This window comes from Nocardioides currus, assembly GCF_003057875.1.
Lineage (GTDB): Bacteria > Actinomycetota > Actinomycetes > Propionibacteriales > Nocardioidaceae > Nocardioides > Nocardioides currus.
Genome location: NZ_PYXZ01000003.1, coordinates 182907 through 203792, shown reverse-complemented (window position 1 = coordinate 203792; position 20886 = coordinate 182907). Strand labels below are relative to the sequence as shown.

The 20886-nt window shown below is 72.4% G+C and carries 21 protein-coding genes; 8 read left to right on the top strand and 13 right to left on the bottom strand.

Annotated elements, in window-relative coordinates; all coding sequences use genetic code 11:
* Positions 1-43 precede the first annotated feature (43 nt).
* Both C7S10_RS09785 and C7S10_RS09780 read right to left on the bottom strand, forming a co-directional pair.
* Complete coding sequence (locus C7S10_RS09785) at positions 44-673, bottom strand: hypothetical protein (RefSeq protein WP_108344245.1); 630 nt, start codon at positions 671-673, stop codon at positions 44-46.
* A gap of 74 nt (positions 674-747) precedes the next feature.
* Positions 748-1182, bottom strand: coding sequence for an iron chaperone (locus C7S10_RS09780; protein WP_108344244.1), 435 nt, complete (start codon positions 1180-1182; stop codon positions 748-750).
* 93 nt (positions 1183-1275) lie between these two features.
* Here C7S10_RS09780 and C7S10_RS09775 point away from each other — a divergent pair, with 93 nt between their 5' ends.
* Both C7S10_RS09775 and C7S10_RS22525 read left to right on the top strand, forming a co-directional pair.
* Positions 1276-1863: a DUF998 domain-containing protein gene (locus C7S10_RS09775; RefSeq protein WP_165807103.1), complete on the top strand. Its 588-nt coding sequence runs from the start codon at positions 1276-1278 to the stop codon at positions 1861-1863.
* A gap of 20 nt (positions 1864-1883) precedes the next feature.
* Positions 1884-2231 carry a hypothetical protein gene (locus C7S10_RS22525; RefSeq protein WP_207769318.1) on the top strand — a complete coding sequence of 116 codons (348 nt, stop codon included), beginning with the start codon at positions 1884-1886 and terminating at the stop codon, positions 2229-2231.
* 7 nt (positions 2232-2238) lie between these two features.
* Here C7S10_RS22525 and C7S10_RS09765 read toward each other — a convergent pair whose 3' ends face one another.
* From C7S10_RS09765 to C7S10_RS22185, 3 genes are all read right to left on the bottom strand, one after another.
* Positions 2239-3234, bottom strand: a complete 996-nt coding sequence (locus tag C7S10_RS09765; protein WP_108344242.1) for a beta-ketoacyl-ACP synthase III — start codon at positions 3232-3234, stop codon at positions 2239-2241.
* 21 nt (positions 3235-3255) lie between these two features.
* Positions 3256-3510, bottom strand: a complete 255-nt coding sequence (locus tag C7S10_RS09760; protein WP_108344241.1) for a PspC domain-containing protein — start codon at positions 3508-3510, stop codon at positions 3256-3258.
* Between the two features lie 89 nt (positions 3511-3599).
* Positions 3600-3740 carry a hypothetical protein gene (locus tag C7S10_RS22185; RefSeq protein ID WP_165807102.1) on the bottom strand — a complete coding sequence of 47 codons (141 nt, stop codon included), beginning with the start codon at positions 3738-3740 and terminating at the stop codon, positions 3600-3602.
* A 167-nt stretch (positions 3741-3907) separates the two neighbouring features.
* On the opposite strand from C7S10_RS22185, the gene C7S10_RS09755 reads away from it, so the two are divergent.
* Together C7S10_RS09755 and C7S10_RS09750 are read left to right on the top strand one after the other, a co-directional pair.
* On the top strand, positions 3908-5071 hold the full coding sequence (locus tag C7S10_RS09755; protein WP_108344240.1) for a MalY/PatB family protein: 1164 nt from the start codon (positions 3908-3910) through the stop codon (positions 5069-5071).
* Positions 5068-6258: a nucleotide sugar dehydrogenase gene (locus C7S10_RS09750; protein ID WP_108344239.1), complete on the top strand. Its 1191-nt coding sequence runs from the start codon at positions 5068-5070 to the stop codon at positions 6256-6258. The genes C7S10_RS09755 and C7S10_RS09750 overlap by 4 nt, the downstream gene beginning before the upstream one ends.
* A gap of 72 nt (positions 6259-6330) precedes the next feature.
* Here the strand turns inward: C7S10_RS09750 and C7S10_RS09745 are convergent, their stop codons facing one another.
* The 5 genes from C7S10_RS09745 to C7S10_RS09725 form a co-directional block, all read right to left on the bottom strand.
* On the bottom strand, positions 6331-7791 hold the full coding sequence (locus C7S10_RS09745) for a glycosyltransferase family 2 protein (protein WP_108344238.1): 1461 nt from the start codon (positions 7789-7791) through the stop codon (positions 6331-6333).
* The gene (locus tag C7S10_RS09740) at positions 7788-9533 is read right to left on the bottom strand and encodes a hypothetical protein (protein WP_108344237.1); all 1746 of its coding nucleotides are present in this window, start codon (positions 9531-9533) and stop codon (positions 7788-7790) included. Before C7S10_RS09740 ends, C7S10_RS09745 begins: the two co-directional genes overlap by 4 nt.
* The gene (locus C7S10_RS09735; RefSeq protein ID WP_108344236.1) at positions 9530-10483 is read right to left on the bottom strand and encodes a glycosyltransferase family 2 protein; all 954 of its coding nucleotides are present in this window, start codon (positions 10481-10483) and stop codon (positions 9530-9532) included. The genes C7S10_RS09740 and C7S10_RS09735 overlap by 4 nt, the downstream gene beginning before the upstream one ends.
* 3 nt (positions 10484-10486) lie before the next feature.
* Positions 10487-11542: a sulfotransferase family protein gene (locus C7S10_RS09730; protein ID WP_108344235.1), complete on the bottom strand. Its 1056-nt coding sequence runs from the start codon at positions 11540-11542 to the stop codon at positions 10487-10489.
* 676 nt (positions 11543-12218) lie between these two features.
* Complete coding sequence (locus C7S10_RS09725; protein ID WP_243395296.1) at positions 12219-13565, bottom strand: GH1 family beta-glucosidase; 1347 nt, start codon at positions 13563-13565, stop codon at positions 12219-12221.
* A gap of 18 nt (positions 13566-13583) precedes the next feature.
* Here C7S10_RS09725 and C7S10_RS09720 point away from each other — a divergent pair, with 18 nt between their 5' ends.
* Positions 13584-14264 carry a pirin family protein gene (locus C7S10_RS09720; protein ID WP_108344233.1) on the top strand — a complete coding sequence of 227 codons (681 nt, stop codon included), beginning with the start codon at positions 13584-13586 and terminating at the stop codon, positions 14262-14264.
* Here the strand turns inward: C7S10_RS09720 and C7S10_RS09715 are convergent.
* Both C7S10_RS09715 and C7S10_RS09710 read right to left on the bottom strand, forming a co-directional pair.
* Complete coding sequence (locus C7S10_RS09715; protein ID WP_108344232.1) at positions 14254-15156, bottom strand: diacylglycerol/lipid kinase family protein; 903 nt, start codon at positions 15154-15156, stop codon at positions 14254-14256. The two genes, C7S10_RS09720 and C7S10_RS09715, sit on opposite strands and share 11 nt — an antisense overlap.
* On the bottom strand, positions 15156-16724 hold the full coding sequence (locus tag C7S10_RS09710; RefSeq protein WP_243395295.1) for an FAD-binding oxidoreductase: 1569 nt from the start codon (positions 16722-16724) through the stop codon (positions 15156-15158). Before C7S10_RS09710 ends, C7S10_RS09715 begins: the two co-directional genes overlap by 1 nt.
* A gap of 17 nt (positions 16725-16741) precedes the next feature.
* Between C7S10_RS09710 and C7S10_RS09705 the strand changes: the two genes are divergently transcribed.
* On the top strand, positions 16742-17320 hold the full coding sequence (locus C7S10_RS09705; protein ID WP_108344231.1) for a TetR/AcrR family transcriptional regulator: 579 nt from the start codon (positions 16742-16744) through the stop codon (positions 17318-17320).
* Complete coding sequence (locus C7S10_RS09700; RefSeq protein ID WP_108344230.1) at positions 17317-18858, top strand: glycerol-3-phosphate dehydrogenase/oxidase; 1542 nt, start codon at positions 17317-17319, stop codon at positions 18856-18858. The genes C7S10_RS09705 and C7S10_RS09700 overlap by 4 nt, the downstream gene beginning before the upstream one ends.
* On the opposite strand, the gene C7S10_RS09695 is transcribed toward C7S10_RS09700, so the two are convergent.
* On the bottom strand, positions 18855-20294 hold the full coding sequence (locus tag C7S10_RS09695; RefSeq protein WP_423802710.1) for an NAD-dependent succinate-semialdehyde dehydrogenase: 1440 nt from the start codon (positions 20292-20294) through the stop codon (positions 18855-18857). The genes C7S10_RS09700 and C7S10_RS09695 overlap by 4 nt on opposite strands.
* Before the next feature lie 418 nt (positions 20295-20712).
* Between C7S10_RS09695 and C7S10_RS22985 the strand changes: the two genes are divergently transcribed.
* Positions 20713-20838 carry a hypothetical protein gene (locus C7S10_RS22985; protein WP_279303163.1) on the top strand — a complete coding sequence of 42 codons (126 nt, stop codon included), beginning with the start codon at positions 20713-20715 and terminating at the stop codon, positions 20836-20838.
* Positions 20839-20886 lie beyond the last annotated feature (48 nt).

The following is a 20886-nucleotide window of genomic DNA, read 5'->3' as shown; positions in this document are numbered from 1 at the left end:
TAGGACTCGGTGGCCGCCGCGACCACCGAATCCGCCAGTGCAATCAGTGGCAGATGTTGACGTCCTGCGAGCCCAGCACGCCGTCCCAGACCTCACGCATCGGACGCAGCCAGCTCTGGGTGACCGGCACGAACGCGATGCTGCCGTTGACCTGCTTCTTCACGCCCTCGACCCGGACCTTCTCGACGACGAGGGGGACGGTCGCCTCACGGCTGCGCACGCCCTCCCAGCAGGCGGAGGCGCGCTTCTTCGTCACGGCCTGCTCGAGGGTGACGGGGTCTCCCTGCCGGTTGCCGTTGTAGCGCCAGGCCACGGTCGTGCGGTAGCCGGTGAAGCCCTCCCACGGCGCCCGGACGGCGACCGACATCCCCCACGTGCGTCGGGTCGGGACGTCGAACGTCACCGAGCCGTCCCGGACGGTGCGGGTCTTCGAGCTCCAGATGTCGACCTCACCCGCGTCGGCCTCGGCGAGGGTGCCGAGCGCGCTGGTCAGCTGCAGCTCGCAGCCCTCGCAGTCGTCGACGGTGAAGGTGAGCTCGGTGCGCGGCGCGGCGGACCGCTCGCTGCTCGCTGCCCCTGCGGCCGAGCCGGTGACGGCAGTCGGCGCGAGGGTCACTGCGAGCAGGGCGACGGTGGCGAGGGCCTTGGCCCCCAGGGTGGTGCTGGTGTTCATGTTCTCTCCCGGTGGTGGTTGTCATCGTCAGGACGCGACCACCCCACGGCAGGTTGCATCTGTTTGCGAGCTGCTCAGCCGACGGCCGTGCGCACCCGCTCGCCGATCGATGCGAGGTCGGCGTCGGACAGGTCGGTGACGGCGAAGACGGTCGGCCAGACGTTGCCGTCGTCGAGCTGGGCGGCGTCCTCGAAGCCGAACTGCGCGTAGCGGGTCTTGAACTTCCCCGCGGCCTTGAAGTAGCAGAGGATCTTGCCGTCCTTGAAGTAGGCCGGCATCCCGTACCACGTCTTGTGGGTCAGCTCCGGCGCCACCTCGGACACCAGCGCGTGCAGCTTCTCGGCCAGCGTGCGGTCCTCGGTCGGCAGCGCGGCGATGGCGTCGAGGACGGCCTGCGCCTCGGCGGCCTGCTTGTTGCTCCCGCGCCCACGTGCGGCCTTCACCTCGCCGGCCCGCGCCTTCATGGCGGCCCGTTCCTCGTCGGTGAACCCGTTCTCGGTGGTGCTCATGGTCGTCTCCTTCGTCCGGTCGGTGGGTGTGCTCTCGACTGGTTGACGAAGCGCGCGAGCGATGTGTGACTCGGCGCGGTCTACGTTGTGCCCGTGACCTCGACTGCCGCGCGCCTCGGCGCCCTCGCCCTGCTCGTCCGCCCGACTTACATCGCGACCGAGGTCGTCACCGCCGCCGCGACGACGGGCGGCTACAGCTTCCTCGCCGACTCGGTGAGCAAGCTCGGCGAGGTCGGCTGCGCGGCGGCGTACTGCTCCCCGCGGCACGAGGTGATGAACGGCTCCTTCATCGGGTACGGCGCACTGCTGGCCGGGGGCGCGGCCCTGTCCGCGCGCACGATGGGTCCGGTCGCGACCGGGCTGCTCGTCGTCTCCGGACTGAGCTCGGTGGCCACCGGTCTGGCGCCGCTCGACCAGGAAGCGACCCTGCACGCGATCGCCGCGACGCCGCTGTTCGTGGCGCAGCCGCTCGCCCTCCTCGCCCTCGGGCACCGGCTCAAGCACCGGCGCCCGTGGCTGGCCAGGGCGCTCGCGGCGACCGGCGTCGTGACGGCCGCGGCCGCGATCGGGTTCATCGTGTCGGGCGAGGACTCCGCGGTCTCCGGTGGGCTCGAGCGGCTGGCCCTGTGGCCGGTGCTGTTCGGGGTCGGCGCCGCCGCGTGGGCCAATCGCGACGAGTGAGCGGGTCTACGCTGCGAGGCGTGTGGTCCCTCTGGTCCGAGAACTCCATCCTGTCGATCTGCTCGCAGGACTCGGTGCTGTCGATCGGCAGCGCCGCCTCGTTCGCGTCGGTCGGCAGCCTCTTCTCGTTCGCGTCGGCCGTGTCGATCGGGTCGTCGATGTCGGTCGCGAGCGTGCTGTCCCACCAGAGCTCGGGCTCGGCGCTGTCGCACCAGAGCAACGGATCGGTGCTCTCCAGCCAGTCCGGCCGCGCTCTCCTCAGCCGCCGGTCCCGCGGCGAGCTGCCGCGCGGCATCGTCGCCGCCGGGGTGTGTACGGCGCTGGCGGCCGTTGCGGTGCACCGAGGGCGACGGCTGATGAGGTCCTAGCGTCTCGTCACTCGATCGGCGGCAGCGTGACGACCTGGCCGGCGTAGCTCAGTCCGGCCCCGAACGCGATCAGCAGCGCGAGGTCGCCCGCCTTCGCCTCGCCCTTGCGCAGCATCGCCTCGATCGCGAGCGGGACGGAGGCGGCGGAGGTGTTGCCCGAGTCGACGACGTCGGTGGCGACGGCGACGGTCTCGGGGAGCTTGATGTTGCGCGACAGGGTCTGCGTGATGCGGAGGTTCGCCTGGTGCGGGACGAAGGCGTCGAGGTCGTCGACCCCGACGCCCGCCGCGGCCAGCGCCTGGTGCGCCACGTCGGCCATCGCGAACGGCGCCCAGCGGAAGACCGCCGTACCCTCCATCTGCACGACCGGGTCCTCGACCTGGTGACCGCCGAGGCAGCTCGGCGTCTGCGTGATCACGTGCGCCTGCGAACCGTCCGAGCCCCACGCCGTCGGGCCGATCCCGGTCGCGTCGGCCGGACCCACGACGACCGCGCCCGCACCGTCGGCGAAGATGAACGCCGTCCCGCGGTCGGTCGGGTCCATGAACTTGCTGAGCTGCTCGACGCCGATCACCAGCACGTGCGTCTCGGCGCCGGAGCGGACCATCGCGGACGCGAGGCCGAGCGCGTGGCAGAAGCCGGCGCATCCCGCCGAGACGTCGAAGGCCGCGGCCGTCGACCCGAGGCGGGTCGCGACCTGCGGCGCGGAGGCCGGCGTGTGCTCGGGATGCGTCGAGGTCGCCACGATCACGCAACCGACCTGGTCGATGCCGACGCCCGACACGGCGAGCGCCCGCTCGGCGGCGGTGGTCGCCATGTCGAGCAGGCCCTCGCCCTCACCGGCGAACCGGCGGGTCCTGATGCCGGAGCGGGTCTGGATCCACTCGTCGTTCGAGTCGAGGACCTCGCATATCTCGTCGTTGGTGACGACGCGCTCGGGCCGGTAGACCCCCAGGCCCAGCATCGCCGCGTGCGTGATCTCGGTGGCCTGCGTGATGGTCATCACGCGAGCATAGGCGGGCGGTCAGGCGGCGGGGTACGCCGAGGGGCCGGCCTCCGGGAAGACGTTCTCCTCCGCCGGCATCAGGATCCACAGCACCGGGTAGATCAGCAGCTGGCTGCCCGGGACCACCATCAGCAGCAGCACGAACAGCAGCCGCGAGATCCACGGTGTCAGGCCGAACCGCCGACCGACCCCGGCGCACACGCCGCCGAGGATCTTGCCGTCACGAGGACGGATGAGGCCCTGCTGGGCGAGGGTGGATCGGATCTCGGTCATGGTGTTCCTCCGTGGCTGGACTGGTCCCACCAGCGTGCTCCCTCGCCTCGCCCCGGACCATCGGGATCAGCCCTGAACCGACCCCTGCCTCAGGAGGAGCGACCCTGGCTGCGACGGTTCCTCACCTGCTGCACGGCCTGCTTGATCTTGGCCTGGTTGTGGGGCTTGCGCGCCTCGTCGTAGACCTTCTTGGCCACTCCGAGGGCGGCGACCTTCTTCATCATTCCCATGATCGGACCGTAGCGAGACGCGGCAAACGATCAGCTCCGCGTAGGCGCGCGGGCATTGGTCAGGCCGGCGGGCCGAGCTGAGCGTGCCGACGCCCGCTCCGGGGGAGCATCGCCCGCGTGTCTCCGCGGGCGCACCATCCGAGGGTCCGGCCCCTAGGGTCGAGAGCGTGATCCGCGACCTCACCGACGACGAAGCCCGCGCCGCCCTGGTCCTCAAGTGGGGACAGACCGAGCCGGGGGTGATCCCCGCCTGGGTCGCGGAGATGGACTACGCGACGGCCGACGTCCTCACCGACGCGCTCGTGGACGCGGTGCGGGCGAGCCGGACCGGCTACCCGCCGTACGAGTCGGGCGGCGAGCTCGGTCGCGCCTACTCCGAATGGGCGCAGCGGCACGTCGGCCACACCGTCGACCCCGACCACGTCGTCCCGGTCGTCGACGTCTCGCAGGGGATGCGCCTCGCGCTCGACGTCCTCAGCGAGGACGCGCCGGTCGTGCTGCCGGTGCCGGCCTACCCGCCCCAGCTCGACCTCGCCGAGATCACCGGCCGCGAGCGGGTCGACCTCGTCCTCGACCCCGACAGCGAGCGCGCCGGCATCGACCTCGACGCGCTCGAAGCCGCGCTGCGCGACGGGGCGCGCACGCTGGTCCTCACCCAGCCGCACAACCCATGGGGGCGGGTGTTCACCCGGGCCGAGCTCGAGCGCATCCGCGACGTCGTCGTGAGGTACGGCGCACGCGTGATCAGCGACGAGATCCACGCGCCCCTCGTGCTGCCCGGCGCGGAGCACGTGCCCTACCTCAGCCTCGACGGCACCGCCGACCACGCCGTCGCGCTCGTCGCCGCGTCCAAGGCCTTCAACACCGCCGGACTCAAGTGCGCCCAGCTCGTCACCGGCGACGACGCGACCCGCGACCGGATCTTCGCCGCCCCGATGACCCGCAACGACTCGTGGTCGACCCTGGGCGTCGTGGCCAGCGTCGCGGCGTACGACCTGGGCGACCCGTGGCTGGCCGCACTGATCGAGCGGCTCGACCAGCAGCGCACGCTCCTGGCCGACCTCCTCGCCGAGCACCTCCCGGACGCCCGGACGCGACCGCTCGAGGCGACGTACCTCGCGTGGCTCGACCTGCGCGCCTACGGCCACCGCGACCCGGCGGCGACCTGCCTCAACCGCGGGAAGGTCAGGCTCGCGCCCGGGCACGACTACCACCCCGGCTCGGCCGGGCACGTGCGCCTCAACATCGCGACCTCGCCCGAGCGGCTGACGGAGATTGTTCGCCGCATGGCCACCGCGCTGTCCGGCCAGTCAGGGATGATGCTCCGGTGACCACCAAGATCGCTGTCGCCGGCCTCGGCTACGTCGGACTGTCCATGGCCTGCCTGCTCGCGCGCGACAACGAGGTCGTCGGCCTCGACCTCGACGAGGCACGCGTCGAGGGGCTGCGCCAGGGCCGGAGCCCGATCCACGACGAGGACATCGAGCGCTTCCTCGAGCACGAGGACCTCGCGCTGACCTTCACCACGGATCCCGCGGAGGCCTACGCCGGCGCGGAGTTCGTGATCATCGCGACGCCGACCAACTACGACGAGGTCACCAACTACTTCAACACCGGCTCGGTCGAGTCCGTGATCGCCGACGTCGCACGGCTCGCGCCCGAGGCGACGATGGTCGTGAAGTCGACGATCCCCGTCGGGTTCATCGAGGACGTCCGCGCCCGGCTCGGCACCGACCAGGTGATCTTCAGCCCCGAGTTCCTGCGCGAGGGCCGTGCGCTGCACGACAACCTCAACCCGTCGCGGATCGTCGTCGGCGAGGACTCGACCCGCGCCCGTCGCTTCGCCGAGCTGCTGGTGAAGGGCGCCGACGTCGACGACGTACCCCTCCTCTTCACCGCCCCCACCGAGGCCGAGGCGATCAAGCTCTTCGCCAACACCTACCTCGCGATGCGCGTCGCGTTCTTCAACGAGCTCGACTCGTTCGCGATCTCGCGCGGCCTCTCCTCGCGCCAGATCATCGACGGCGTCGGGCTCGACCCGCGCATCGGCACGCACTACAACAATCCGTCGTTCGGGTACGGCGGCTACTGCCTGCCCAAGGACACGCGCCAGCTGCTCGCCAACTACTCCGAGGTCCCGCAGACGCTCATCACCGCGATCGTCGACGCCAACACCACGCGCAAGGACTTCGTCGCCTTCGACATCCTCGACCGCCAGCCCAAGGTCGTCGGCATCCACCGGCTGCTGATGAAGGCCGGCTCCGACAACTTCCGCGAGTCGTCGGTGCAGGGGATCATGAAGCGGATCAAGGCCAAGGGCATCAAGGTCGTCGTCTTCGAGCCCGAGCTCACCGCCGACCAGCTCGACGAGGACGGGAAGTTCTTCGGCTCGAAGGTCTACAAGAAGCTCGACAAGTTCAAGGCGAAGGCCGACGTCATCGTGGCCAACCGGATGGCCGACGAGCTCGAGGACGTGCGCGAGAAGGTCTACACGCGCGATCTCTTCGGCTCCGACTGAGGCCACCCACTCCCGCTTCCGCGGGGTCGAGTGCGCTGACGGTCGTGTTTCGCACATGCGTGCGCACTCGACTCAGCGCAGGCGCCCGAAGAGTCCCTTCTTCTCGCCGCTCTCCCGCTCCACCGGCGGCTTCATCTTGCCCTCGTAGCGCGGCACGTCCCGCTCGGCGGTCGGCAGCCAGCCGTCGGCGCCGAGCCTCACCAGTCCGTACGCCGCGTGCAGCGCGTCGTCGCTGACCTCGGTCTGGACCCGGAGCACGCGTTCGGCGGCCGCGGTGCGCACGAGGCGGCCGACGCCGTCGATCACGGCGGCCCCGTCGTGGTGCGCCTCGAGGTCGTCGAGCAGCGCCTCGAGCGTCGGGGGTTCCGGGGCGAGCGCGACGCCGTCGAGCGTGAGCCGCCACGGCGACGGGCACCGGCCCGCCGGCAGCTCGCCGAGGAGCGCCACGCGCTGGTCGCCGGCGTAGGTCCGGTGCACGATCCGGGTCTCGAGCTGCGGGTCGCCGAGGGGGGACTGGCGCGCATCGGTCAGCTCCGCCCAGTCACCGAGCAGCACCACCCGCAGGTCGTCGAGCGAGGAGTCGAGCACGGAGTCGACGACGCCGATGACCTCGTCGGCCGGACGAGAGCGGGCGTCGAGCACGACCTCGAGGTAGGGCACGTCGTAGCGCCGCCCGCGCCGGTTGCGCTTGGGGCGCATCGTCGGCACCAGGTTGGCCAGGAACGCGTCGTTGTAGCGGTTGATCTGGTCGCGGTGCTGCATGACGTGCGTGCGCCCGAGGTGCCACGCGCGCGACGCGTGCTCGGGGATCAGGACGCCGCCCGCCTCTGCGAGCCGGTGCCCGAGCTCCATGTCCTCGCCCAGCCGCAGGTCCGTCGCCATGCCGCCGGCCGCGTCGTAGAGCGAGCGCGTCAGCGAGCCCGTCGCGCCGACGTGGGCCCGGAACGCCCGCGGACCGGCGAGGGTGAGGTCGTCCGTGCGCCGCCACATCCCCTCGACCCACTTGTGGGTCTCCTCGGTGTCCCAGTCCCAGACACCGGCGATCTCGTGGCTGGCCACGGCGTCGCGGACGTTCTCGGGCGTGCGGCCTTCGAGCCGCCCGGGGTCGACGAACCGCTTGGTGCCGAGCACGACGGCGTAGTCGATCTCGTGGTGCCAGCGCAGCTGCGCCTCGACGTGCTCGGAGAAGGCGAGCATGTCGGCGTCCAGCCACATGACCACCTCGCCGTCGCTGGCCAGCACGCCGGTGTGGCAGGCGTTGGCGCGACCCCAGCCGTCGACGACGCGGACGACCCTCGTGTTCTCCGGCCGGACGTCGGGCAGGCTGACCGGCGTCGGGTTGCCGTCGTCGACGACGACGACCTCGAGCAGGTGGGATGGGTAGGTCTGGGCCGCGAGCCCGGCGAGCACGAACGGCAGGGTCGCGTCGGCGCTCCACGTCGGGATGACGACGCTGGCGCTCAGCGTCGGGGTCCAGCCGTCGCGCGCCGGCAGCGCGCGCCACTCGTTGCGTCGGACCAGCGGCTGGCTCATGGCCGGTCCCCGTCCTCGATCACGAGCTCCGCCGGCGGGTGGAAGCCCGGCCACTCGCGCTCGAGGATCGCGGGGGTCCGGAAGGACTCCGGGTCCGACTGCCAGGTGTGCCCGCTCGCCGTACGCCGGAGGACGTAGCCCAGGCCGTGGGTGCGGTAGATCCGGCCGCCGGCCGCCTCGACCGCGTTGAGGAGCTGGGCGTCGACGAAGCGGCGCACGCGCCGGAAGCCGCCCACGCTGCGCAGCAGCTGGCGGTCGATCATGATCGTGCCGCCGGCGACGAAACGGTTGTGGATCTCGGTCGGGTGGTTGCGGCGCGCCGTGACGCCGAGCTCCTCGAGGAAGACGAACTCGCTGGGCATGCCGACGACGTCGGCGCCGGTGTAGCGGCGCGCGCGGAGCAGGTCCCCGATCGCGTACGGCGAGTACCAGTCGTCGTCGTCGACCTTGAGCAGCACGTCGCCGTCGGCCACGGTGGCCGCGTCGTCGAGCACGTCGCCGAAGAAGGCGTCCGTGTCGTGGGGTCGTACGACGACGTCGTGCCCCCCGAGCCTGGCGCGGACCTCGTCCTCGTCGACCGTCCAGCCGTGGGTGCCGAGGACGACCTGGAGCTCGACGTCGCGCTGGCGGGCGATCTGGCGCAGGGCGAAGTCCATCTGGTGGGGCCGCATCGTGGCGAGCAGGACGCTGACCCTGGGCTGCGCGACGAACCGCACGCCTGCTCGCTGCGCGAGGCCGCGGCGCCAGGCGAGCGTCGAGTGCGTGTCGAGCGCGGCGCGCCGGGTGGTGACGCTGTGCTGCTCGCGGGCGAGGGGGTCGTCGAGGTCGACCGTGCGGCCCAGGGCAGCGGTCAGCGCGTCGCTCAACCGCGGGTTGGTGCCGGTCGCGCGCAGCGGGACCCCCGCCATCGCGAGCCCGGCGACGGTGCGCGGGTCGGCGGTGCCCAGGTCGACGTCGAGGCCCTGGACAGCGCGGAGGTCGGCGATCGCGCGCTCGGTCAGGGGCTGGTCAGGGGCGAGGCGGCGGACCGGCTCGTCCCACTCCTTGCGCCAGCCGCGGGGGTTGACCACCTGCTCGTCGACCGGCTCCAGCCCGGGGTCGGTGACGACGAGGGGCGCTCGGTCGATGACGGTGTGGACCGCGGGCTCACCGGCCCCCTCGCTGGTCGAGGTGCGAGGCGCGCCAGCGCCGAGCCTCGAGACCACCACGTCCGGGGGTACGTCGCGCTCCGGGTCGCCCGCGTCGCCCGCGTGGTCGAAGGACGGCGCGCGGACGTCGAGCCCGGGGGCGGCGTCGCGCCCCGCGTAGCCCACCACGAGCCCGCCGTGGCCGCGGTCACCGTCGGCGGCCTGCCGGGCGCACTCGATGAGCACCTGGTGGGCGGGGACGGGGGCGGCGAAGCGGAGCACGGTCAGCACGCCCCGGCCGGCCTCGCGCGCCATCAGGCTGGTGATCGCGGACCACTCCGGTCGGGGGTGGACGACGAGCGGGGTGGTCGACTCGGTCAGCCAGACGGCGACGACCCGCACCTGGCCGAGCCGCGGCAGGGCGGAGGCTCGCTGCCGGAGCGACGCCCGGTCGGTCGTCATCCACAGGACGCTCTTCCAGCCGCGGCCGATGTCGGTGGCCGCTGCGATGGTCGTGAACGTGGCCCCGGCCGGGGCCTGCGCGGCGGCCGCCTGGTCGTCGCCGACGACGAGGAGGGGCTCGGGGGAGGTGAAGCCATCGAGGGGATGAGTCACGAGGGAGCTCCTGATCGAGGAGCCCGTTCCCGCAGGGACGCGGGCAGTGAGTGCGTGACGAGGGGCCGCGGCTGCTGACGCAGCCAGGTCCGGGTGACGTGGTCGATGATGTGGACGTCGGGCGGGGCGTCGACGCGGACCAGTCCGCCCAGCTCCTCGGGGCGACCCGAGCGGATCGCCTCGTCGACCTCGAACTCACGCAGCTTGCGGTAGAGGCGGGTGTTGGTGAAGTCCACGCCCTCGCGGCGCCAGTGGGCGTACTCGTCGGCGTCGAGCCACTTGACCTCCACGCAGAGCCCCTGCTGGAGGACCAGCCGCTCGGTGGCGGGCGGATACTCCCGCAGCTCCCAGTCGAAGGCCTTCACGAACGTGAACTCCGGACCCATCGGGTAGACCCACGGTTCGAGGAAGCGCAGCGACAGGTCCAGCCATCCGGTCGACTCGTCGACGACGGTCAGCGGGTGGCGCGGCATCGCGACGATCGTCCGTGTCGACTCGAGCTGCCACGACAGGTCGCGCAGGATGCCGGCGCCCTCCGGCGTGAGCACCATGTCGCCGTCCCACTTCATCGAGTAGGTCGTGGTGACGTGGGAGAAGCACCAGTTGTAGAAGTGCGTCAGCGAGTGGACGCTGGTGGCCGGGGTGGCGAGATGCTCGCCGCCGGCGCGGGCGACCGCGTGCGGATAACTGATGCCGGTGAACCGGTCGGCGGCCCCGCACTCGTCGGCGATCCGGCGTGCGACCTCGAGGGTGTCGTCGTCCGAGCCGTTGTCGACCAGCAGCACGTGCTGCACGGCGCCGAGGATCGGCGGCAGCACCCACGGCAGGTTGCGCGCCTCGTTGCGCACCCGGAAGACGCAGGTCAGGCCCGGGGCCAGGGTCCGGCCGTCGGTCCAGGGCCAGGTGACGTCGTAGTCGGGCAGGCCCTCGAGCGAGGGGATGTCAGGCACCGCTCACCGCTCCCGGCCCAGCGCCTTGCGCAGGCCTCGGCGCGCGCCCTCGGGCACGAGCGCGCGGACGGAGTGGGGGACGCGGTCGGCGCCCCGGCCGGCACCCGGGCCGCCACCGGGTCGGGCGCCCGCCTGCTCCAGCTCGCGGCGCGTGGTCGCCGCGCCCTCGCGGCGTGCGGCGAGCGTGGTCGAGTGGGCGAACGCCTCCGCATCGGCGTACATCTCGTCGTAGGCCACGCGCAGCCGGTCGCACCGCGCGTGCGCCTCCGAGGTGTCGCCGTCCTCGTCGGCGAGGCCGTCGAGGGTCTGCCAGGTCTCCTCGGCGAGGTCGCGCAGCGAGGCGGGCACCTGCACGTCGTCCCAGGTCAGGGTGACGCGACGCAGCGACGGGTCGATGAACCGGTGGACCTGCGCGATGTCGTTGGCCATCGCCGTCTTCACCGCCGTCAGGTCGAAGGCCTCGCCCAGAGCGAACACCGGCTGCGTCCAGTCGGCCAGCAGGTCGGCGTACCTCACGAACCGCCGTGCCTCGCCGCGGGTGGCCCGCTCAGTGTGGAGCATCATGTTGACCCAGGCGGCGGCGCGGGTGACGTCGCCGGTGCGTTGGGCGTAGTACTTCTGCTTCGACCCGATCACCTCGGTGACGGGGCGCAGCATCGTGACGTACGACGACGTGGCGTCGCAGCGGTCGGCGCACGCGCGCCACAGGCCCATGAACCACGCCGCGCGCGGGTCCTTGATGACCAGCTCGTCCGACTCGGCGAACTGCGTCTCCAGCCACGCGGTGACCCGGTCGCGGGTCGCGTGGTCCCCGCTGATCTTCCCCGCGTCGAGCCAGGCGCGGGGCCGGGCGTCGGAGACCTGGACGCCGGTGCGGGCGAGCAGCTCCTGGTGCAGGTCGACGACCCACTGCGGCTCGCCGAAGCCCTTCGGGTTGGTGGAGTCGGCCGCGACCTCGGGCTGCGGGACGTGCATCCCCAGCGTCTGGAGGGTCCCGCTCATGGTGCTGGTGCCGCTGCGACCCGACCCGACCACGAACACGACCCGGCGACTCGACATGGTCCGCAGCCTATCGACCGGCGACGGTGCCACGACGTTCACGCCGACTCGGCACCGCGTTCACGCCGACTCGGCACCGGGTTCACGCCGACTCGGCACCGGGTTCACGCCGACTCGGCACCGGGTTCACGCCGACTCGGCACCGGGTTCACGCCGACTCGGCACCGGGTTCACGCCGACTCGGCACCGGGTTCACGCCGACTCGGCACCGGGTTCACGCCGACTCGGCACCGGGTTCACGCCGACTCGGCACCGGGTTCACGCCGACTCGGCACCGGGTTCACGCCGACTCGGCACCGGGTTCACGCCGACTCGGCACCGGGTTCACGCCGACTCGGCACCGGGTTCACGCCGACTCGGCACCGGGTTCACGCCGACTCGGCACCGGGTTCACGCCGACTCGGCACCGGGTTCACGCCGACTCGGCACCGGGTTCACGCCGACTCGGCACCGGGTTCACGCCGACTCGGCACCGGGTTCACGCCGACTCGGCACCGGGTTCACGCCGACTCGGCACCGGGTTCACGCCGACTCGGCACCGGGTTCACGCCGACTCGGCACCGGGTTCACGCCGACTCGGCACCGGGTTCACGCCGACTCGGCACCGGGTTCACGCCGACTCGGCACCGGGTTCACGCCGACTCGGCACCGGGTTCACGCCGACTCGGCACCGGGTTCACGCCGACTCGACGGGTTGCTGGGCGGCGATGACGGAGGAGTACCACTCGAAGGACTTCTTCGGCGTCCGGACCAGCGTCTCGAAGTCGACGTGCACCAGGCCGTAGCGCTGTGTCAGGCCCTCGGCCCACTCGAAGTTGTCCATCAGCGACCAGCAGAAGTAGCCGCGGACGTCGACACCGCGCTCGATGGCCGTGGCGACGGCGCGGATGTGCGCGTCGAGGTAGTCGATGCGGAGCTGGTCGTCGACCACGCCGGACTCGTCGGGCTCGACGTTGTAGGCGGCCCCGGACTCCGTGATCACGATCGGGGGCAGCGCGGCGCGGTAGCGCGCGCGGAACATGATCAGCCACTCGCGCAGCGCGTCGGGCACGACCGGCCAGCCGCGGTCGGTGATCGGGTAGCCGAGGACGTCGCGGAACACGAACGGCATCTCGGCGTCCTCGGCGGCGGCCGCGACCTTCATCGGGTTGTAGTAGTTGACGCCGTAGAAGTCGAGCGGCTGCCGGATCGTGGCCATGTCGCCCGTCTCGGGCAGCCCGTCGAGCAGCGGCATCAGGTCCGCGGGATAGCGACCGAGCAGCATCGGCTCGAGGAACATCCCGTTCCACAGCGCGTCGAAGAGCTTGCTCGCGCCCACGTCGGCGTCGTCGTCGGAGGCCGGCCACACGGGGGCGTGGTTGTTGGCGCACCCAACGCTCGTCGCGCCGTGACGACGCAGCTCGATGATCGCGCGTCCGTGGCCGAGCAGCATGTGGTGGGACACCCACAGCGAGTCGAACAGCAGGGTCCGACCCGGCGCGTGCGTCCCGACGGCGTAGCCGAGGAAGGAGGCGACATTGGGCTCGTTGATCGGGATCCAGTGCGCCACCCGGTCGGCGAAGCGCTCGGCCACGATCGCGGCGTAGGCCGCGAAGCAGTCGACCGTCTCGCGGTTGAGCCAGCCGCCGTCGTCCTCGAGCGCCTGCGGCAGGTCCCAGTGGTAGAGCGTCACCATCGGCGCGATGCCGTTCTCGACGAGGGTGTCGATCAGCCGGTCGTAGAAGGCCAGCCCCTCCTCGTTGGCTGGCCCGCGACCGGTGGGCTGGATCCGCGACCAGCTCAGCGACAGCCGGTAGTCCTTCGTCCCGAGCCGCTTCATCAGGGCGACGTCCTCCTCGAAGCGGTGGTAGTGGTCGCACGCGACCTCGCCACTGCTGCCGTCGAGGATGCGGCCCTCCTGGGCCGCGAAGGTGTCCCAGATGCTCGGTCCCCGTCCGCCCTCGGTAGCGGCGCCCTCGATCTGGTAGGCCGCCGTGCTGGTGCCGAACCTGAATCCGGCAGGCAGCTGGGGGAAGTCACTCACGTTCGCGAAGATAGCGCCATGGGCATCGTCGTGTACGCGGGATCGGAGAGGTTTTCCACAAGCCTGGACGACCGGTTGACGCGCCATTCCTTCTCGTTCGGGCCGCACTACGACCCGGCCAACCTCGGGTTCGGCCCGATGATCTGCCACAACGACGACCTGCTCCGCCCCGGCGGTGGCTACCCCGACCACCCGCACGCCGACCTCGAGATCGTCACCTGGGTCCTGGACGGCGTCCTCCTGCACACCGACAGCACCGGCCACACCGAGGAGCTGCGCCCCGGCGACGTCCAGGTGATGAGCGCCGGGTCGGGCATCCGGCACGCGGAGGTGGCGGACGCGGGCAGCGGTCCCACGCGATTCCTGCAGACGTGGATCACCCCGGACGAGGGGGGTACGCCGCCGCGCTGGCGCTCCGAGCACGTCGACCCGGGTCCCGGGCTGACGCAGGTGGTGGGCGGGCAAGGCCTCCCCATCGGCACCCGCGGTGCCGAGCTGGCCGTCGCGCGGCTCGCGCCGGGCGAGGCGGTCGACCTCCCCGACGCCGGGCTGGCCCACGCGTTCGTCGCGCTCGGCTCGGGCTTCGTCCCCGGCCGGGACGTCACGGTCGGCGACGCCGTACGCCTCGTCGACGAGCCCGGCGCCCGGTTCACCGCGACCGACCACACCGAGCTGGTGGTCTGGTCGTTCAGCAGATGACGCTCAGCGCGCCGGGCCGCACCGCGATCGCGACCGGCGCGGCCGGGTCTGACGGCAGCACGCCGAGGCTCTCGCCGTCACCGCCGACGAGGACCGGCCGGCGCGACGTCGCGGACAGCGTGATCTCGCGCCCGGTGAAGACGTGCACCTCGTGGCGCTCGACGTGGCGGCCGTCGTACACGCTGGGCAGCGCCCGGATGAGGCTCCGCTTCGAGCCGGCGCCGATGACGACGACGTCGAGCAGCCCGTCGTCGAGCGACGCGGCGGGCGCGATCTTCATGCCCTTGCCGTAGAACCCGGAGTTGGCGACCACGACCGTCGCACCCTCGAGCTCGTGCCGGTCGCCGTCGATCGAGAGGCGGTAGAGCGCCGGGGTGTACGTCGCCAGCGACCGCACCGCGGCGAGGGGATACTGCGCGACCTTCGGCACGTAGCGGGAGCGGTCGACGAGGTCGGCGGCGTGCGCGTCGACGCCGGCGTAGACGGAGCCAGCCACGACGCGCTGGCCGTCGGCGGCGCCGTAGCCGATCAGGTCGACCGTGCATCGGCGACCGGCGAGGAGGACGTCGGCCTGGGCGATGGGGTCGTCGGGCAGGCCGAGCATCCGGGCGAAGTCGTTGCCGCGGCCGGCCGGGACGATCCCGAGGGTGCCGCCGAGGTGGGCCACCGCGCCGGCGACCGACGAGAGCATCCCGTCGCCGCCGACCGACACCACGACGTCGCCCCGGGCGACCGCGTCGGCCACCAGGAGCTGGGCGGCGTGCGGGCCGGGCGAGTAGGTCACCTCGACCGAGGCGCCGGCCTCGCGCAGGTGCCGGGCCACCGGGACGACCGCCTCGGGCGCGGCGCCGCCGCCGGACGCGGGGTTGACCAGGAAGGCGAAGGCGTCCATCAGACCAGCACTCCCGGGTTGAGGACCCCGGCCGGGTCGAGGGACGACTTGATCGCCCGCAGCACCTGCACGCCGACCGGTCCGATCTCCTGCGCGAACCACGGCTTGTGGTCGGTGCCGACCGCGTGGTGGTGGGTGATGGTGGCGCCGGCCGCGATCATCGCGTCGGACGCGGCCGCCTTGGCGACGGACCACTGCGCCAGCGGGTCGTCCTGCTCCTTGGCGGCGATCGTGAAGTAGAGCGAGCACCCGGTCTCGTAGACGTGCGAGATGTGGCACAGCACGATCGACCCCTCGCCGAGCGACGTCTCGAGGGCGGCCTTCACGTCGGCGTACAACCGGGCGCGGTTGGACCAGAACGTCGCCGTCTCGAGGGTCTCGACCAGCACCCCGACGTCGAGCAGCGAGTCGCGGAGGTACGGCGCGTCGAACCGCCCGTGCGCCCACTTCTCCCCCGGCTCCTCGCCGAGGTCAACGCCGCCGAGCTCGATGAGGAGCGCGGAGACGGCCCTCCTCCGGGCCGCGACCGCGGACGGCGCGCCCTCGAACCCGGTGATCATCAGGCAGCCGGGGTTGTCCTGGCCGATGGCCGACGGGTCGGCCAGGTTGATCGCGGTCTCGGCCTCGTCGGAGAGCCGGATGACGGTCGGCAGCAGCCCGGCCTGCGCGAGGGTGCGCATCGCCGCGGCGCCGGCGTCGAAGGAGGGCCAGCGCCAACCGACGTACTCCTTGACAGCCGGCAGCTCGCGCACGCGCACCGTGACGGAGGTGATGACGCCGAGCGTGCCCTCGGAGCCGAGGAAGACCTGCCGCAGGTCGGGCCCGGCGGCGCTCGCCGGCGCGGAGCCGGCCGAGATGGTGCCCGAGGGCGTGACCACGCTCAGCCCGACGACCAGCGCGTCGAAGCGGCCGTAGCCCGCGCTCGACTGGCCGCTCGAGCGCGTCGCGGCGAAGCCGCCGATCGAGGCGTACTGGAACGACTGCGGGTAGTGCCCGAGCGTCAACCCGTGCTCGGAGAGCAGGGCCTCGGCCTCCGGGCCCCGCAGGCCCGGCTCGAGGGTCGCCGTCATCGACTCGCGGTCGACGGACACGAGCGCCTTCATCCGCACCAGGTCCAGGCTGACCACGCCGTCGTACGCCGCCCGCGCGGCCACGAGACCGCCGGTGACCGACGTCCCGCCACCGAAGGGGACGACCGCGAGGTTGTGCGCGACCGCGACGGCGAGCAGCCGCTCGATCTCCCCCTGGTCGGCCGGGCGCACGACCACGTCGGGGGCGTCGCCCAGGTCGCCGGCTCGCGCCCGCAGGAGGTCGGGGGTGGACTTGCCGCGGGTGCGCAGGGCGCGCGTGGCGTCGTCGAGCAGCACGTGCTCGTCGCCCACGACCGCGGCCAGCGCAGCGACGCCGTCGGCGCCGATGACCGGCTCCGGCGGGACTGCGCCCTGGGCGCTGGGCTTCTCGTCGATGCCGAAGACGAGCTCGATCAGCCCGCGCGCGGACTCGGGCAGCGCGGAGGCAGCCGCGGGGTCGCCCCAGCGCTGTGGGTGCATCTCGTTCTGGGTGGTCACATGTTACAGTGTGACATATGTCGTCACTTCGTAACAAGGACGCCGCGAGGATCGCTTCCCTCGCCTCCTACCTCGACGCGGCCCGCGACTGCCTCCTCGACATCGGCTGGCGTCGTACGACCCTGACCGAGGTCGCCCGTCGGGCCGGCGTATCGCGGATGACGATCTATCGCGCGTGGTCCGACATGTCCCAGCTGCTGGGCGACCTGATGACCCGCGAGTGGTCGGGCATCGTCGCGGCCGGCGACCCGGAGGCCGGGATCGTCGACCGGGTGCTCGACACGGTCCGCGCCCTGCGGTCCAACGAGCTGTTCGTGCGGATCGTCGAGCTCGACCCCGAGCTGCTCCTGCCCTACCTCCTCAACCGGCGCGGCCGCTCGCAGGACCTCCTCCTCGACCTGATCGAGGACGCGATCCGCGCGGGCCAGGCCGACGGGAGCATCCGCACCGGCGACCCGGTCGTGATGGCCCGCTCGCTGGTGCTGGCCGCCCACGGGTTCGTGCTCAGCGGGCACACGATGGTCGACGACGAGGTCAGCGAGGAGGACCTCTACGACGAGGCCCGCCTCGTGGTCACCCGGGTGCTGGCGCCATGAGCGCCACGCCCGAGCGGCGCGTCGGGCACGGCACCGCCGACCTGCCCGACCACGTCGACCTGGTCGTGGTCGGCCTGGGCGTCACCGGCGCAGGCGTCGCCCTCGACGCGGTGACCCGCGGTCTGTCGACCCTGGCCGTCGACGCGCACGACCTCGCCTTCGGCACCTCGCGCTGGTCGTCCAAGCTGGTCCACGGCGGCCTGCGCTACCTCGCTCGTCTCCAGGTCGGGGTCGCCCACGAGAGCGCGGTCGAGCGCGGCATCCTGATGCAGGTCACTGCGCCGCACCTCACGCACGCGATGCCGATGCTGATCCCGCTGATGTCGGGCACCTCGCGGGTCGGGGCCGGCATCGCCCGGGCCGGGATCGTGGCCGGCGACGTCCTGCGTCGTACGGCGCGCACCTCCGCCGAGACGCTCCCGCGACCGCGCCGGATCTCCGCGACCGAGACGCTCAGCCTCGCCCCCGGCCTGCGCACCGACGGCCTGCGCGGCGGACTGCTCTCCTGGGACGGCCAGCTCGAGGACGACGCCCGGCTCGTCACGACGATCGCCCGCACCGCGGCCGCACACGGGGCGCACGTCCGCACCCGCGCCCGCGTCCTGTCCGCGACCGGCACCGGCGTCGAGCTGCGCGACGAGCTGACCGGCGAGACCCGCACGATCACGGCCCGGGCGGTCGTCAACGCGACCGGCGTGTGGGCCGCGGACCTGGTCGACGAGATCACCCTGCGCCCGAGCCGCGGCACCCACCTCGTGCTCCGGGGCGAGACCTTCCCCGGCCTGCGCGTGACCGTCACCGCTCCCGTCCCGGGCTCGACGAGCCGCTTCGTCATGGTGATCCCGCAGCCGGACGGCACGGTCTACGTGGGCCTCACCGACGAACCCGTCGACGGTGACGTCCCCGACGTACCCACGCCCTCCGACCCCGAGATCGGCTTCCTCCTCGACGTCGTCTCGGCGGCGTTCGCCCGACCGCTGCGCCGCAGCGACGTGGTCGGCGCCTTCGCCGGCCTGCGTCCGTTGATCGACGCTGGCGACGGCTCCACGGCGGACGTCTCGCGCAAGCACGCGGTGCTCACCAGCGCGACCGGCGTGGTCACGATCGTGGGCGGCAAGCTCACGACCTACCGCCGGATGGCGCAGGACGCCGTGGACGCCGCCGGCCTGACCGACGCGCCCTGCGTCACCGCGACCACCCCGCTGCTGGGGGCCGCGTCGCGCGCGGAGCTGGCCCGGCTGGAGGAGCCCGCCCGGCTCGTACGCCGCTTCGGCACCGACGCCCGGCTCGTGCTCGACACCGCGCGGGCCGCGACCGGACTGGGCGACGAGGAGCTGCTGGCGCCCTTCTCCGCCGACGTGCCGGTCACGCTGGCCGAGCTCGTCTTCGGCGTCACCCACGAGGGGGCCGTCGACGTCGACGACCTGCTCGACCGGCGCACCCGGGTCGGGCTCATCGGTGCCGACCGCGCGCTGCTCGAGCCGCTGGCCCGGCGCGCGCTGGACCTGGCCCGCGCCGGCACGGTCGAGCAGGCCTAGCTGACCGGCAGAGCGACGTACGTCGTCTCGAGGTACTCCTCGATGCCCTCGAAGCCGCCCTCGCGCCCGAACCCGCTGGCCTTCATGCCGCCGAAGGGGGCAGCGGGGTTGGAGACCAGGCCGGTGTTGATGCCGAGCATGCCGAACTCCAGCCGCTCGGCCAGCCGCAGCGTGCGGTCGAGGTCGCGGGTGTAGGCGTAGGACGCCAGGCCGTACTCGGTGTCGTTGGCCGCGGCGATCGCCTCGTCCTCGGAGGTGAAGGTGGTGATCGGGGCGACCGGGCCGAAGACCTCGACGGCGTTGATCTGCGCCTCCGGCGGGACGTCGAGCAGGACGGTCGGCGGGTAGAAGTGGCCGGCCCCGTCGGGGCGCTCGGCACCGACGACGACCTTGGCTCCGTCGTGGATGGCGTCGGTGACCAGCTGGCTGACCGAGTCGACGGCGTTGGCGTCGATGAGGGGGCCGACCTGGACGCCCTCGTCCTGGCCGCGACCGACCTTCATCGCGCCCATCCGCTCGCCCAGCTTCCGGGCGAACTCCTCCGCGACGTCGACGTGCACGAGGAAGCGGTTGGCGGCCGTGCAGGCCTCGCCCATGTTGCGCATCTTGGCCAGCATCGCGCCGTCGACGGCCGCGTCGAGGTCGGCGTCGGCGAAGACGAGGAACGGGGCGTTGCCCCCGAGCTCCATGCTCACGCGCTGGAGGTTGTCCGCCGACTGCTTGACCAGCGTCTTTCCGACGCCGGTGGAGCCGGTGAAGCTGACCTTGCGGAGCCGGTCGTCAGCCATCAGCGAGCTGACCACCGGGCCGGGGCTCGTGGTGGGGATGACGTTGAGGACGCCCTTCGGCAGCCCCACCTCGTCGAGCAGCTCGGCGAGCTTGAGCATCGTCAGCGGCGTCTGCGCGGCGGGCTTGACCACCATGGTGCAGCCGGCGGCGATGGCCGGTCCGATCTTGCGGGTGCCCATCGCGATCGGGAAGTTCCACGGCGTCACGAACAGGCAGGGCCCGACCGCGCGCTTGGTGGTCAGCAGCCGGCTCTTGCCGTCGGGCGCCGACATCCAGCGACCGTGGATGCGCACGGCCTCCTCGGAGAACCAGCGGAAGAACTCGGCACCGTAGGCCACCTCGCCGGCCGCCTCGGCCAGCGGCTTGCCCATCTCCAGGCTGATCACCTCGGCGAAGGCGTCCTTGCGCTCGGTGATGAGCTCGAACGCCGAGCGCAGGAGCTCGCCTCGTTCGCGCGGCGGCGTCGCGGCCCACGCGGCCTGCGCGGCGACGGCGGCGTCGAGGGCGTCGGCGGCGTCGGCCTCGCCCGCGTCGGCGATCTTCACGATGGTCGAGCCGTCGGCCGGGTCCTCGACGGCGAATCGAGCACCGTCGTTGGCCTCGCGCCACTCGCCGGCGATGAACAGCAGCTCAGGCAGTCGCTCCATGCGGCTCATCATGGCATCGCCGGAGTCGGTCCCGCAGCCCCACCCGGGCGTGGCAGAGCTGTTGCCCCGGGCGGGTGGACTGGTCCGTTCGTACACACTTCCCTCGATCTCAAGACACGTGGACCGACGGGTGAGAAGGTTCGGATCGCCGCGCCCCTTGCTGACCCCATGCAGCAAGGGGTGCGGCGCTTGCTCCGGGGACGGGTCACTGTCGTCACATCCGCCCCGTTGAGCATCCGCGGTCACGCTCGTTCTGGTCCTTCGCGGCCGACTCCCACCGCGAGGTGGAGCAAGCGGTCGCCGTACGACGCGTGTCGACCCCTCCAAGTGGAGTCCACACCCCGGATTCGCCGTTGTGTTGGCAGTGGAGTGGGGATGGGCTACTCTAGGTGAACAGAAAGTGAACAGGAGGTGTCCCATGATGGACGAGAACACGACCAACGGGCTCGTGTGCACCTGGGTGAGCGTGACCGACGACGCCGGCCGCACGCACATGGAGGCACGCTGGAGCCTGCGCCAGGCAGCCGCAGCGCACGCCGCCTGAGCACCGATCCACACCGCTTCGCGAGCCGTGGCCCCGCCGGGGGCCGCG